Genomic DNA, 14340 nt, shown 5'->3' on the forward strand with positions numbered 1-14340 from the left:
TAATGTTGCAAAGCAGCATGGCGACTGGTCAGCCGATATGGTCTGCGATAGCATCCCGCGATTGGTGCCCGGGGGACGAACGATGAATACGAGACGGTCATTGCTGGCGGGACTGGGCGGCCTTGGCGCGATCAATCTCGCCGCACCGTTCGCGCGCGCCGCGTCGCGACCTGGCACGCGCGACCAAGGCGGTTCGCCCCGCATTCGCGGCGGATCGGGTGCGGTCGTCCTCTCGACCTGGGACTTCGGGGCCGCCGCCAACGACGCAGCATTCGCCAAGATGCACGCCGGCGGATCGTCGCTCGATGCGGTCGAGGCGGGGGCGATGGTGCCCGAGGCGGACCCGAACAACCACAGCGTCGGCTATTCGGGCTATCCCGACCGCGATGGCCACGTCACGCTCGATGCGGTCATCATGGACGATGCCGGCGGCGTCGGCGCGGTCGCCGCGCTCGAGGACACGGTGCACGCGATCTCGGTCGCGCGCCGGGTGATGGAGCGGACCCCGCACACGCTATTGGTCGGCGAAGGCGCGACGCGGTTCGCGCGCGACCAGGGCTTTCCGCAACAGTCTCTGCTCACGCCCGAGTCCGAAAAGGCGTGGCGCGACTGGCTGAAGACCTCGAAATACCAACCTGAGGCCAATAGCGAGAACCGCAGTACCCGTACGCCCGGCGGCGCGCTCGACCATGACACGATCGGTCTGCTTGCGCGCAGCGCCGACGGACGGATGGCCGGCGCGTGCACCACGTCGGGCATGGCGTTCAAGATGCGCGGCCGGGTCGGCGATTCTCCGCAGGTCGGCTCAGGACTGTACGTCGAGGCGGGCGTCGGCGGCGCGACCTCGACCGGTCTCGGCGAAGAAGTCACGCGCGTGGCGGGATCGGCGCGGGTCGTGGCCTCGATGCGCGCGGGCGCAACGCCGCAGCAAGCGTGCGAAGAGGTCGTTCGGCATATCGCAACGCTGCGCGGCGCGGCGATCCGCGGCATCCAGGTCGGCTTCCTGGCACTCGATACGAAAGGGAATGTCGGGGCTTACTGTCTGCTGCCGGGCTTCACCTACGCGGTGACCGACGCCAGCGGCGCAACATCGGTGCTGAAGGCCCGCTCGCTGTTCAAGGCGTGACGCCCGTCGCTACGCCAGCGCGGACCCGCCCCTCGCCGCATGGATGAGATCGACGAGCTGCTTGTTGATCGACGAGCCATGAAGATGGAGATGCACCGCGTCATACCCCTCGCGGCGCAAGCGTTGCCGTAGCGCATTGACCGACTCGCACTCGCCCGAGCGTGCCAGTTCGAATGCGCGTTCCACCGTGGTCATCTGTCCCGTCATCGCTTTGCCCTACGCCGGATCGCGACCGGCCGCGAGTATTGATTCGCCTGCCGCCGCACTTGGTGAAAAGCGATCAAATTCAGGTAGATGCAAATTAACTCAACCGTTCGAGCATTTTTTAGAACGGAATATTATGTTCTTTATATGTTCCGTATTCAGGCGTATCATCGCGCGATGAAACAGGTCCGTCCGGTTCGCGGTGCGACGCGCAATGACGAGAGCCGCCGGTTCAACATGCCGCAGACCGAGGCGGACGGCGACTGGCTCGACATGCGCGAAGGGATCGACGGGATCGCGCCGAAACTGCGCACGACGGTGACAGTGGAGACGCCGCGGACGATCATCAGCCGCAATGCCTCGCCCGACGTACCGTTCGACCGCTCGATCAATCCGTATCGCGGGTGTGAGCATGGCTGTATCTATTGTTTCGCGCGGCCGAGCCATGCGTTCCACGATTTGTCGCCGGGGCTGGATTTCGAGAGCAAGCTGTTCGCCAAGCCTTCGGCGGCGACGCTGTTGCGCGCCGAACTGTCGAAGCCGGGCTATGCGGTCGCGCCGATGGCATTGGGGACGAACACCGATCCGTACCAGCCGATCGAGACCGACTGGCGGATCACACGGGGAATCATCGAGGTGCTGGCAGAAACCGACCATCCCCTCACGATCACGACCAAGTCCGACCGCGTGGTGCGCGATCTCGACCTGCTCGCGCCGATGGCGGCGAAGGGGTTGGCGGCGGTGGCAATGTCGATCACCTCGCTCGATCCGAAAATCGCGTCGACCGTCGAACCGCGCGCCGCATCCCGAGCGACGGCTGGCGGCGGTGCGCAAGCTCGCCGATGCGGGCGTGCCGGTCTACGTGTCGATCGCGCCGGTCATCCCGGCAATCACCGACCATGAGATCGAACACCTCGTCGCGCGGGCGGCGGAAGCAGGAGCAAGCCGGGCGTTCTTCATTCCCGTGCGATTGCCGCATGAAGTCGCACCGCTGTTCCGCGCGTGGCTCGACGAACATTTCCCGGATCGCGCGGGGAAGGTGATGGCGACGATCGCGTCGCTGCGTGGCGGCAAGGACAACGACCCAAATTTCTTCACGCGGATGAAGGGGCAAGGGCCGTGGGCGGACCTGCTGGGAACGCGGTTCCGGATCGCGTGCGCGAAGCACGGGCTGAATCAGGAGCGGATCGCGCTCCGCAACGACTTATTCCGGACGCCGCGGGGGCCGCAGGGGGAATTGTTTTGACACCCGGAGATCGGTGCGCGAGGGCGCGGATAGCTAGGTTTCAGCGTGTGCTGTCTGATCTGTTCTCGTCATGGCGGGCCCTTAGGCTACGCTCGGGCCGGCTTGGGTCGGCATCCAGGCGCCGCGGAGTCGAGAAAATCTTGTTTTGCGGAACGGCGGCACTCGGAATTTGTCGGTACTGTCGCGATCGGACCTGCACGCGATGCCCAACGCGGTCGCTACGCTCCTCCTCCTTGTTCTCCCGCGAAGGCGGGAGCCCAGTCTGAATCCCCGCCTTCGCAGGGAAACATGGGGCATCGGTCGGAGAGCGATCATCGCTTTAGCACGCTCGCTAAGGTGAATGGTCGAATGTCGATCTGTCCCGGCCGAAGCAATAACGCAGCGCGTGCGTCAATCATCCGGTAGACCAGACAGCAGATCAATGGCGGCAAAGTGAGTGCACTGGCGAGGGGGTCGAACTCCGCGCAAGTGGGGTCGCTGAATTCTCGACCGATCGGCTGGTGGCACTGCCGCTCATCCGACCGAAGCTGGACGCGTTATCCTTATGAAGGATCGTCGGGTTGCCAGAGTTCGATCGGGTTGCCTTCCGGATCATGGATACGGGCGAAGCGGCCGAAGCCGGGCATGTCCCATTCGGGATCGGTGATCACCACGATCCCGGCCGCACGGAGGGTCGCCAACATGCCGTCGAGATCGTCGACGCGCAGGTTGAGCATCCAGGGGCGATCCGCGGGGAAATAGTCGGCGTCGACCGCGAACGGCGCAAACACGCTGGGTCCGGCCTGCGTCTCCCATGATCCATAGGGTATCGAACCCACGCCGAGATGCTCGACATACCAAGCCCGTATCGCCTCCGGGTCCTTCGCCCGGAAGAAGAAGCCGCCGATCCCCGTCACGCCCATGCCTGCCCCCTAAGGTCGCACCGTCCAAAGACGATGCGACGATACCAGACAGGGAACCGCGACGCAGCCGACAGACCGGTCCGTTTCGGTTGGTCCGCCGCACTGGGTATCCGGGCCGTTTGGCACCCCGCCCCCGACTTCGAGCAAGCCCTCGACGTGACGCCGACCGCAGCCGATCGGCGCGCTTAGTAAGCGCGGCCGATCAGGATGCGCTCCACCGCGGGTTCGCCGGTGAAGATGCACGCGCCGTCGTCGCAGCCGGTCTGCCCCATCGGCGCGTTGCGGATGGTGAGCTTGAGCGCCTTCAACCGCTCGACCACCTTGTCGAGCGCAGGCCCGGTCGGCTTCGACCAGCGAACATCGACCCAGCCAGGGTTCTTCACACCGTCGGCGAAATGCGCTTCGACCGCGGCGAAGTCGTCGGCGGGGACGATGTTGCCCTTCACGCGGTTCATCGACTCGACATGGAGCGTCGCTTGAACGTCGTGCAGCATGCCCGAGACTTCGCTTACGAACTCGGTCCGCGCGACGGCGTTGCTGTCGAGCTTGCCGTCCTCGCGGTACAGGCGGTCGCGGCGGATCACGGTGACGTTGCCGCCGGCGACATCACGGCCGCCGACCTCGATCACGATCGGTGCGCCCTTCTTGACCCAGCCCCAGCGCTTGGTCGCGGCCTTGGCGGGCTTGAGGTCGAGCAGCGCGCGGACCGGTTCGCCGAGCGCGGACTGCTTGGCGATCTCGGCCTGGAGCGACTTGCAATACTCGACGATCGCCGCGTCCTCGGGGACGTCGCGCAGCATCGGCACGATCACGACCTGCCACGGTGCGATCATCGGCGGCACGCGGAGGCCGTCGTCGTCGCCGTGGACCATGATGACCGCGCCGATCATGCGGGTCGACACGCCCCAACTCGTCGTGTTGCACAGCTCGAACTCGCCGCCCGCATTCTGGAAGCGGATGTTCTGCGCCGACGCGAAGTTCGTGCCGAGGAAGTGCGAGGTGCCGGCTTGCAGCGCCTTGCCGTCCTGCATCATCGCCTCGATCGAATAGGTCGCGACGGCGCCGGGGAAGCGCTCGTTCTCGGGCTTTTCGCCGGCGATGACGTGGACGCCGAGGCATTCCTCCGCGAAGTCGCGATAGACTTCGAGCATCTTGAGCGTCTCGTCGCGCGCTTCTTGCGGAGTGGCGTGCGCGGTGTGGCCCTCCTGCCAGAGGAATTCGCTGGTGCGCAGGAACATGCGGGTGCGCATTTCCCAGCGGACGACGTTGGCCCATTGGTTGATCAGCACGGGCAGGTCGCGCCACGACTGGACCCAGCGCGCGAAGGCGGCGCCGATCACCATTTCGGAGGTCGGGCGGACGACGAGGGGTTCTTCGAGCTTGGCCTCGGGATCGGGGATCAGCCGGCCATAGCCGTCGGCCTTGAGCCGGTGGTGCGTGACGACGGCCATTTCCTTGGCGAACCCGTCGACGTGCTCTGCCTCCTTCTCGAAGTAGGAGAGCGGGATGAAGAGCGGGAAATAGCAGTTCTCGTGACCGGTCGCCTTGATCCGGTCGTCGAGCAGGCGCTGGATACGCTCCCAGATGCCGTAGCCCCAGGGCCGGATGACCATGCAGCCGCGGACGCCGGATTCCTCGGCGAGATCGGCCTCGGAGATGACGGCCTGGTACCAGGCGGAGAAATCCGCCTCGCGGGTGACGGGGAGTGCGCGCTTTATCATGGGGTGCGGATAGCGGGTGTGCGGGGGTTCGTCACGTGTGAGTTGCGGCTCGATTCCGTCGTCGGTCCGGTTGCGTGACCTTCAGTCCCTCCCCACCGTCATCCCAGCGAAAGCTGGGATCTCTCTGGGGAATGTCGCTCCCAAGCCGCGAAATATCCCAGCTTTCGCTGGGATGACGGGTGGGGCTCGCGGATGGGTGGGGCTAGCGGACCCGGGCGGTTTCCAGCATCCGCTTGGCGCGCAGGTACATCTCGACGCGCTGGGTGGTGAACAGGCCGAGCGCGAGCGCGACCAGCATGTCGGTGATCGCGAAGGCATTGAGGTGCAGCGCGTGACCATCACCGATAATGGCGCGCGCGCCGGTGCGGACGGCGACGATCGCGATCAGGAAGAAGACCGCGGCGGGCGAGGAGGTCGTGTTGAGCGCGTGGCTTTCGGGGTCGATCGTGATCCGCATGAGCTTGCCGCGTTGCCAGCCGAGTGCGGCGCCCATCACGAGCGCGAGCGCACAGAACAGCCAGGCGACACCCTGCGGCGGATACATCACGAACATGTAGAGCGCGACGGCAGCGTAGACCGCAGGGAAAACCCAGAGGCGTTCGAGCTTGAGCGGCTTCACCACGCTCATGCGGCGCCAGCGGACCGCGAAGACGATGCCGATGATGACGGCCGTGATCGCGTAGCTGATCCAGCCTTGTGCTTCGTGCGCCTGCATTGATAGCCCCCGCCCTGCCCGGTGATCCCGGGCCAGATGGGGAGCGTATCGTTACTCGGCGGCTTGCGCCAGCGGGGCCGGGTCCTTCCAGACCAGCACCGGTTTGCGCGCCGCGAGCGTTTCGTCGAGGCGCGCGGGGGGCGAAATGCGGCGCGGTCTTGAGGCTAGGGTCGCCGGCTTTCGCGCGTTCGGCGACCGAGCGGAGTGCGGCGATGAACTGGTCGAGTGCCGCCTTCGATTCGGTCTCGGTCGGTTCGACCAGCATCGCGCCGTGGACGACGAGCGGGAAGTACATCGTCATCGGGTGGAAACCCTCGTCGATCAGGCCCTTGGCGATGTCGATCGTCGAGAAGCCGGTGGCGAGGCCCGAGTCCGAGAACAGCGCCTCGTGCATGCACGGACCCGAAGGGCCGAACGGTGCGTCGAGCGTGTCGTCGAGGCTGCGCAGGATGTAGTTCGCGTTGAGCACGGCGTCCTCCGACACCTGGCGCAGGCCGTCCGCGCCGTGGCTGAGGATGTACGTCAGCGCGCGCGTGAACATGCCCATCTGGCCGTGGAACGCGACCATGCGACCGAAGCTGCCGGCGTGGTGTTCGTCGGCATTTTCTTCCTCGATCAGGACGAACGTGTTGCCCTGCTTCTCGACGAAGGGGAGCGGTGCGTAGGGGGTCAAAGCTTCCGAGAACACCACCGGGCCCGAGCCTGGGCCGCCGCCGCCGTGGGGCGTCGAGAAGGTCTTGTGCAGGTTGATGTGCATCGCGTCGATGCCGAGATCGCCGGGGCGGACGCGGCCGACGATCGCGTTGAAGTTCGCGCCGTCGCAATAGACGAAGCCGCCCGCCGCGTGCACCGCGTCGGAGATCTCGCGCATGTCGCGCTCGAACAGGCCGCAGGTGTTGGGGTTGGTGATCATGACGCCGGCGACGTCGGGGCCGAGCCGGGCTTTCAGCGCGGCGGTGTCGACGCGGCCTTCGGCAGTGGCGGGGATGTCCTCGACGCTATAGCCTGCGAACGCCGCGGTGGCGGGGTTGGTGCCGTGTGCGCTCTCGGGGACTAGGATGATTTTCCGCGCGCCTTCGCCCTTGGCTTCGAGTGCCGCGCGGATCGCGAGGATGCCGCAGAGCTCGCCGTGTGCGCCCGCCTTGGGGCTCATCGCGACCGAGGTCATGCCGGTGAGCGTGACGAGCCAGTGCGCGAGCTGGTGGATGACTTCGAGTGCGCCCTGCACGGTGTCGACCGGCTGGAGCGGGTGGACGTCGGAGAAACCGGGCAGGCGTGCCATCTTCTCGTTTAGGCGCGGGTTGTGCTTCATGGTGCAACTGCCGAGCGGGAAGAAGCCGAGGTCGATGCCGTAGTTCTGGCGTGAGAGGCGGGTGTAGTGGCGGACGGTTTCCGGTTCGGAGAGGCCGGGGAGGCCGATGGGTGTCTTGCGCGTGAGGTCGCCGAGCATGTCGTGCGCGACGTCGCCTTCGGCGAAGTCGACGCCCGTCGTCTTCGCATCGCCGATCTCGAAGATCAGCGCTTCTTCCAGCATCAGCGCCTTGTTGCCGGTGACGCTTGCGGGAACGCCGCCGGTGCTCGCCTCGGGAGCCGTAGGGCGCCAGCCGCTCTGGTTGATGCTCATGCCAGTATCTCCCCAAGGACAGTGGATAGTGCGGACGCAAGCGTTTCGACGTCCTCCGCCGTGGTCGTTTCGGTCACCGCAACGACCAAGCCGTTGGCGAGGTCGTCATTGCCGGGATACAGCCGGCCCAGCGAGACGCCCGCGAGGATGCCGCGGTCGGCCAGCGTACGGACGACCGGGCGGGCCTCGACAGGGAGCTTCAGCGTGAATTCGTTGAAGAACAGCGTGTTGAGCAGCTCGACCCCTGGCACCTTCGCCAGTCGACGCGCGGCATGAACCGCACCCGCATGGTTCACGCCCGCGAGGCGTCGCAAGCCGGCTTCGCCGAGCAGCGTCATGTGGATCGAGAAGGCCAACGCGCATAGCCCGGAGTTGGTGCAGATGTTCGACGTCGCCTTTTCGCGGCGGATGTGCTGCTCGCGGGTCGACAGCGTGAGGACGAAACCGCGGCGGCCGTCCGCGTCGACGGTCTCGCCGCAGAGCCGACCGGGCATCTGACGGACGTATTTGTCCTTGCAGCCGAACAGGCCCACGTAAGGCCCGCCGAACTGGAGACCGACGCCGAGCGACTGGCCCTCGCCAACGACGATGTCCGCGTCCATCTCGCCGGGCGACGCGATCGCACCGAGCGCGACCGGCTCGGTGACGACCGCGATCAGCAGCGCCTTCTTCGCATGGCACGCATCCGCGAGCGGACGCAGGTCGGCGATGCGGCCGAGGATGTCGGGATACTGGACGACGACGCACGACGTATCGTCGTCGATCTTCGCGATCAGCTGGTCGAGGTCCATGTCGGCGACCAGCTCGGGCGCGGTCGTGTCGAGCATGTCGCCGGTGAACTTGGCCATCGTGTTCGCGACCGAGACGTAATGCGGGTGGAGGCCCGACGAGAGGATCGCCTTGCCCCGCTTGGTGATGCGCCGCGCCATCACGATCGCCTCCCAGCACGCGGTCGAGCCGTCGTACATCGAGGCGTTGGCGACGTCGGTACCGAGCAGCCGTGCGACCTGAGTCTGGAACTCGAACAGCATCTGCAGCGTGCCCTGCGCGATTTCCGGCTGGTACGGCGTGTAGGCGGTGAGGAACTCGCCGCGCTGGATCAGGTGGTCGACCGACGCGGGGACGTGATGCTTGTACGCGCCGCAGCCGAGGAAGAACGGTGCTTCGCCGGCGGTGAGGTTCTTCTTGGCGAGTGCCGACATGTGGCGTTCGACCGCCATTTCGGAGGCGTGCATCGGCAGGTCGCGGACCGGGCCATCGAGGCGGGCGGCTTGCGGCACGTCGACGAAGAGGTCGTCGATCGTCGCGGCGCCGATGACGGCGAGCATTTCCGCACGGTCGGGCTGGGTCAGGGGAAGGTAGCGCATCGGCATCAACTCCCCCTCCCGCATGCGGGAGGGGTCGGGGTGGGCGCCCGGCATCAAACGGGCGGAACGCTGGAGGAGAGCGCGCGCCCACCCCTGCCCCCTCCCGCTAGCGGGAGGGGGTAGCAGTTAGATCAGAGCCCTTCGACGAAGGCTGCGTAGGCGGCTTCGTCCATCAGGCTGTCGAGTTCGCTCGGGTCGCTGAGCGTCAGCTTGAAGAACCAGCCCGCCGCTTCGGCGTCCGAGTTCACGAGGCTGGAATCGTCGGTCAAAGCCGCGTTGCCTTCGGTGACGGTGCCCGAGACCGGGGAGTACACGTCGGACGCGGCTTTGACCGACTCGACGACTGCGGCTTCGTCGCCCTTGGTCAGCGTCTTGCCGGCTTCGGGGACATCGACGAACACGACGTCGCCGAGCTGGCTCTGCGCGTATTCGGAGATGCCGACGGTGCCGACGTCACCGTCGACGTCGACCCATTCATGATCCTGCGTGAAGTAACGGCTCATATCACTTGGCTCCTGCGCGGACGTAGCGGTGGGGAATGAAGGGCATCGCGGTGACGGTGGCGGTGTGGACCTTGCCGCGTTGCGCGATCTCGATGCGGGTGCCGGGCGTCGACAGCGCGAGCGGCACATAGGCCATCGCGATCGGCTTCCCGAGGGTGGGTGCGAACCCACCGCTGGTGAGGCGGCCGATCGTCGCGCCGGTGTCGTCGATCACCTCGGCGCCTTCGCGGGCGGGCTGGCGGCCCTCGACGATCAGGCCGACGCGCTTGGTGGCGGGGCCGTGCACGCGCTGGGTGAGGATACGGTCGGCACCGGGGAAGTCGGCGGCTTCGCGGCGGCGCTTCGAGAGCGCAAACCCGAGGTCGGCCATGACCGGCGTGATCTCGAGGTCGAGGTCGTGGCCGTAGAGCGGCAGGCCGGCTTCGAGGCGCAGCGAATCGCGCGCGCCGAGGCCGATCGGCTTGATCTCTGGAAGCGCGAGCAGCGCGTCGGCGAACGCGACGGCGTGCTCGGCGGGGAGCGAAATCTCGACGCCGTCCTCGCCGGTATAGCCCGAGCGGCTGATCCAGAGCGGGACGTCGTTCCAGTGGAACGCGCCGGCGGTCATGAAGACGAGGCCGTCGACGCCGGGGACGATCCGCGCGACTGCCTCGACCGCTTTCGGACCTTGCACCGCGAGCAGCGCCTGGTCTTCGAGGATGTTGATCGTGACGTCGTCGGGCAGATGCTCGATCAGATAGCTGATGTCGTCATACTTGGTCGCGCCGTTGACGACGACGTAGAAGCTGCCGCTCGCAGTCGGCGACGGGTGGAGCGGGTCGTACGCCTCGGGCTCGACGTCGGCCGCGGAGAACGGCGACGGCTGGTCGTCGGGGAGGCGCGTGGCCATCAGGTCGTCGAGGATGCCGCCGTCCTGTGCGAGTAGCAGCGAGTAGCGCATCTTGCCTTCGCCCAAGCCTGCGATGTCGCCCGGCAGGACGGTTTCGAGCGCGTGCGCGACGCCTTCGCCGGAGAAGACGAGCTGGCCCATGTGGCTGACGTCGAACAGCCCGGCCGAGTCGCGCGTCCAGGCGTGCTCGGCCATGATGCCTTCATACTGGATCGGCATCTCGTAGCCGGCGAACTCGACCATCCGCGCGCCCTGCGCCCGGTGCCACGCGTCGAGCGGCAAAGGCAGGATCTCGGGCTCGACGTAATCGTCGGCCTGATCGATGATGCTGGCGTAATCGCTCATGGTCGTCTCCGTCGAAGGGGCGCGCGGCACCAATGGGTGCAACGATCCGAACCCCCTCTGTCACGGGACCTGAGAGCTTTCGCGCGAACAATGTCCAGCGCTTACCCCTTCGGTGGCCCTCGGCTTACGCCAGGACGCTTTCCAGAGTGTCGATCAGCCCCGCGCGGTCTCTGGTGCCTGAGAGATTCCGGGGTGGTTGCTCCTTCGGCGGTTCCCCTGCCCTATCAAAGGCTGGCCCTCGAAGGACCGGGAAACGCTCTCCCGCGCGGTGCCATGCCGGTTGCCCGGCATCGACGCCGCGAGTTGTGACGCGGCGCACAATCTTAGTCAATCGAGCGTTTGGGGGTGGGGGAAGATTTAGCGCGCGTCGGCCATCGTTCCGTTGCCTCGGAACTAGCTCGGCATGACGGCGGGGCGGGCGTTTTGAGCCTCATTCCCCTCTCCCTTCCCACCGCAAGGGCGGCGGGCCCCTTCCCTCTCCCCGGCGGGGAGAGGGACAAGGGCTTAGCGGGTGGCGTTGTACTTGAGTTGATCGTCGGTGAGCTGGAAGCCGACCAATGCCTCGAAGCTGGCGCGGAGGACGGCCTGGCGGACTTCCGGCGTGCTCAGCGGATCGACTGCGGCGTCCTGATCGCCGGCCTTGCGCTTGCGGGTCAGCTTCTCGCGGACGTCGTCGGGCAGTGTTGCCGCCGAGCGCGCAACCGTTGCGGAAGCGGTCGCCGAGGTCGAGGCGAGTGCCTGACCGGCATCGAAATGCAGCGCGACGCGGCCGATGCGCTTGGCGACGACGGCGGTGCCGCCGCGGACTACCGTGATGAAGTACGGCAACGTCACGTCGCGTGCACCCTCCGTGCGGTTGCGACGAGCGCGGATGTCGAAGGTGACGCTGGTGACGACCTGGTCGGTCGCATCGGCGCAGGTCGAGCGAACATTGGTCATCAGCGCGGCGACGTCGATCGCCGACTGGTCACGGCTGGTGGCGGGATTGAACAGCGTGATGTCGCCGGTCGCAGCAGGGATCGCGACAGGCGGGCAGACCGAGCGGACCGCGGAAATGCCGCCGGTCGCATCGACTTCGCCCTTGCCGGCGCACCCGGTCAGGAGGATCGCACACGCCGAAACGGCTAGGATAGGGGCTTTCACGGCGACGCTTACCTTCTCGAACGAGCGAAAGGGCCACCGCATGTCGCAAGCGGCCCCTGTCGCGGCGCACCATAGGAACCGGCTATCGTCCAGGCAAGCAATCGCGTAGAGGCTGACGCATCATGAGCCCAATCGACAAGCCGCCGCTCGAACTGTTGATCGCAGCGCCCCGAGGTTTTTGCGCCGGCGTCGACCGCGCCATCCGGATCGTCGAGCTGGCGATCGAGAAGCATGGCGCGCCGGTCTATGTCCGCCACGAGATCGTCCATAACAAGTTCGTCGTCGACACGCTGAAGGCGCAGGGCGCGATCTTCGTCGAGGAGCTCGACGAGGTGCCGGATGGCGCGCCGGTCGTCTTCTCGGCGCACGGCGTGCCGAAATCGGTACCGCTCGACGCGCAGAATCGCGGGCTCGAATATCTCGATGCGACCTGTCCCCTGGTGTCGAAGGTGCACCGCCAGGCCGAGCGTCTGGTCGCGCAGGGCCGGCATATCGTGTTCATCGGCCATACCGGGCATCCCGAGGTGATCGGCACGTTCGGACAGGTGCCCGCGGGCGCGATGTCGCTGATCGAGACGGTCGAGGACGCCGAGGTGTTCGCACCCGCCGATCCGTCGAACCTCGCCTTCCTGACGCAGACGACGCTGTCGGTCGACGATACCGCCGCGGTGGTGGCGACGTTGCAGCGCCGCTTCCCGCAGATGCTGCCGCCGCGTGGCGAGGACATCTGCTACGCCACGTCGAACCGCCAGACCGCGGTGAAGGCGATTGCGCACAGTGTCGATGCGGTGCTGGTGATCGGCGCGCCGAACTCGTCCAACTCGGTGCGGCTGGTCGAGGTCGCCGAGCGCGAGGGTACGCCGGCGATGCTGATCCAGCGAGCGAGCGAACTTGATTGGGACTTCCTCGCCGGCGTCGGCACGCTGGGGATCACCGCGGGCGCGTCCGCACCCGAATTGCTGGTGCGCGAACTCGTCGATCGGTTGTCGGAGCGCTACACGGTGACCGAGCGCGAGGTCGAGACCAACCGCGAGACGATCGCGTTCAAGCTGCCCCGCGGGCTGGAGGCGGCCGCCTAGCATGGCGGTCTACACGCAGGTTTCGGCGGAGGCGCTGGGCGCGTTCCTCGCTAAGTTCGATCACGGCGAACTGGTCTCGGCCAAGGGCATCGCCGAGGGGGTCGAGAACAGCAACTACCTGGTCGACACGACGACCGGGCGCTTCATCCTGACGCTGTACGAAAAGCGCGTGTCGGCGGACGACCTGCCGTTCTTCATGGCGATGCTCGACCATCTCGCGGTCGACGGAAATCCGGTGCCGCGCGCGCTGCCCGATTGCAGCGGTGCGCTGATCCACGAGCTTTGCGGGCGGCCGGCGTGCCTGATCGAGTTCCTGACCGGGGTGTCGGTGTCGCATCCGACCGAGGCGCAGGCATATGCGGCGGGCGCCGCGATGGGCGCGATGCATGTCAGCCTCGCCGGGTTCGATGGCGTGCGGCCGAACACGCTGGGGCCCGACGGGTGGCGTGCCTTGCTGGCGAAATGCGGCCGCGATCTGGATGCGATCGAGCCCGGGCTGTTCGATACAATTAGCACGGCAGCGGATGCGGTCGTCGCGGCCTGGCCCGCCGACTTGCCGCGCAGCGTCATCCATGCCGATCTGTTTCCCGACAATGTGCTGATGCTCGGCGACCGGGTGACGGGGCTGATCGACTTTTATTTCGCCTGCACCGATATCCGCGCCTACGATCTCGCGATCCTGCACAGCGCCTGGGCGTTCGATGCGCAGGGCGAAGGCTATGATGCGGGGGTCGGCAAGGCGCTGGTCGCGGGGTATGTCAGTCGGCATCCGCTAACCGATGCCGAACGCGCCGCGCTGCCGGTGCTGGCGCAGGGGCGTGCCTTCGCTTCCTGGCGACGCGCGTGGGATTGGCTCAATACGCCGGCGGATGCGCTGGTGACGCGCAAGGATCCGTTGGCGTACTGGCGGCGGTTCGAGGCGTATCGCAAGGACGATCTATTCGCATGACTGACGACGTAGCTGCCCCGACCATGACGAAGGTGGAGATCTTCACCGACGGCGCGTGCAAGGGCAATCCGGGGCCGGGCGGCTGGGGTGCAGTGATCCGGATGGGCGCGCACGAAAAGGAATTGTCGGGCGGCGAGACGCCGACGACCAACAACCGGATGGAGATGACCGCGGCGATCGAGGCGCTCAACGTGCTGACCCGGCCGTGCGCGGTGACGCTGTACACCGACAGCAAATACGTGATGGACGGCCTGACCAAGTGGGTGAAGGGCTGGCAGCGGAACGGCTGGAAGACCGCCGACAAGAAGCCGGTGAAGAACGCCGAGCTGTGGCATGCGCTGCTCGCCGCGGTGGCGCGGCACAAGATCGAATGGCAGTGGGTCAAGGGTCACGCGGGCCACCCGGAGAACGAGCGCGCGGACAAGCTGGCGAGCGACGCGGCGGTGGCCGCCGGGCGGCGCTAGGCTGGGCGACGCTGAGACTGGGCGACGCTGAGACCGGGCGTCTGTTACCCCACCCCGGCGAAG

12 protein-coding genes, 2 pseudogenes and 2 riboswitches are annotated in these 14340 nt (G+C 66.8%); of the genes and pseudogenes, 5 read left to right on the top strand and 9 right to left on the bottom strand.

Features of this window, described 5'->3' with window-relative positions:
- Positions 1-82: 82 nt before the first annotated feature.
- Positions 83-1126 carry a glycosylasparaginase gene (locus QP181_RS10390; protein WP_443027537.1) on the top strand — a complete coding sequence of 348 codons (1044 nt, stop codon included), beginning with the start codon at positions 83-85 and terminating at the stop codon, positions 1124-1126.
- A 9-nt stretch (positions 1127-1135) separates the two neighbouring features.
- On the opposite strand, the gene QP181_RS10395 is transcribed toward QP181_RS10390, so the two are convergent.
- Positions 1136-1333, bottom strand: coding sequence for a hypothetical protein (locus QP181_RS10395; protein ID WP_132735639.1), 198 nt, complete (start codon positions 1331-1333; stop codon positions 1136-1138).
- A gap of 174 nt (positions 1334-1507) precedes the next feature.
- Here QP181_RS10395 and QP181_RS10400 point away from each other — a divergent pair.
- Positions 1508-2576, top strand: a pseudogene (locus QP181_RS10400) (PA0069 family radical SAM protein).
- A 542-nt stretch (positions 2577-3118) separates the two neighbouring features.
- Here QP181_RS10400 and QP181_RS10405 read toward each other — a convergent pair.
- The 8 genes and pseudogenes from QP181_RS10405 to QP181_RS10440 all read right to left on the bottom strand — a co-directional run bounded on the left by QP181_RS10405 (position 3119) and on the right by QP181_RS10440 (position 11827).
- Positions 3119-3478, bottom strand: a complete 360-nt coding sequence (locus QP181_RS10405; RefSeq protein ID WP_132735642.1) for a VOC family protein — start codon at positions 3476-3478, stop codon at positions 3119-3121.
- Positions 3479-3663: 185 nt separating this feature from the next.
- On the bottom strand, positions 3664-5199 hold the full coding sequence (locus QP181_RS10410; protein WP_333928471.1) for an aminoacyl--tRNA ligase-related protein: 1536 nt from the start codon (positions 5197-5199) through the stop codon (positions 3664-3666).
- Between the two features lie 202 nt (positions 5200-5401).
- Positions 5402-5914, bottom strand: a complete 513-nt coding sequence (locus QP181_RS10415) for a CcdC protein domain-containing protein (RefSeq protein ID WP_333928472.1) — start codon at positions 5912-5914, stop codon at positions 5402-5404.
- Positions 5915-5965: 51 nt separating this feature from the next.
- A pseudogene (gene gcvPB / locus QP181_RS10420) lies at positions 5966-7538 on the bottom strand (aminomethyl-transferring glycine dehydrogenase subunit GcvPB).
- Positions 7535-8905: an aminomethyl-transferring glycine dehydrogenase subunit GcvPA gene (gcvPA, locus tag QP181_RS10425; RefSeq protein WP_333928473.1), complete on the bottom strand. Its 1371-nt coding sequence runs from the start codon at positions 8903-8905 to the stop codon at positions 7535-7537. Before gcvPA ends, gcvPB begins: the two are co-directional and overlap by 4 nt.
- Positions 8906-9036: 131 nt before the next feature.
- On the bottom strand, positions 9037-9408 hold the full coding sequence (gene gcvH / locus QP181_RS10430) for a glycine cleavage system protein GcvH (protein ID WP_333928474.1): 372 nt from the start codon (positions 9406-9408) through the stop codon (positions 9037-9039).
- Between the two features lies 1 nt (position 9409).
- Positions 9410-10642 (bottom strand): glycine cleavage system aminomethyltransferase GcvT, encoded by a 1233-nt coding sequence (gcvT, locus tag QP181_RS10435; RefSeq protein ID WP_333928475.1) that lies wholly within the window; start codon positions 10640-10642, stop codon positions 9410-9412.
- A 47-nt stretch (positions 10643-10689) separates the two neighbouring features.
- Positions 10690-10795: riboswitch (glycine riboswitch) on the bottom strand.
- A gap of 1 nt (position 10796) precedes the next feature.
- Positions 10797-10916, bottom strand: a riboswitch (glycine riboswitch).
- Between the two features lie 230 nt (positions 10917-11146).
- Positions 11147-11827, bottom strand: a complete 681-nt coding sequence (locus QP181_RS10440) for a hypothetical protein (RefSeq protein ID WP_333928476.1) — start codon at positions 11825-11827, stop codon at positions 11147-11149.
- Between the two features lie 80 nt (positions 11828-11907).
- On the opposite strand from QP181_RS10440, the gene ispH reads away from it, so the two are divergent.
- The 3 genes from ispH to rnhA are packed head-to-tail and all read left to right on the top strand — an operon-like array spanning position 11908 to position 14277.
- Positions 11908-12864 (top strand): 4-hydroxy-3-methylbut-2-enyl diphosphate reductase, encoded by a 957-nt coding sequence (gene ispH / locus QP181_RS10445; protein WP_333928477.1) that lies wholly within the window; start codon positions 11908-11910, stop codon positions 12862-12864.
- 1 nt (position 12865) lies between these two features.
- Positions 12866-13813, top strand: coding sequence for a homoserine kinase (thrB, locus tag QP181_RS10450; RefSeq protein ID WP_333928478.1), 948 nt, complete (start codon positions 12866-12868; stop codon positions 13811-13813).
- Entirely contained in the window at positions 13810-14277 is a 468-nt protein-coding gene (gene rnhA, locus QP181_RS10455; protein WP_128455367.1) for a ribonuclease HI, read from the top strand. Before thrB ends, rnhA begins: the two co-directional genes overlap by 4 nt.
- Positions 14278-14340: the final 63 nt, after the last annotated feature.

Source organism: Sphingomonas sp. LR55 (genome assembly GCF_036856015.1).
GTDB lineage: Bacteria > Pseudomonadota > Alphaproteobacteria > Sphingomonadales > Sphingomonadaceae > Sphingomonas.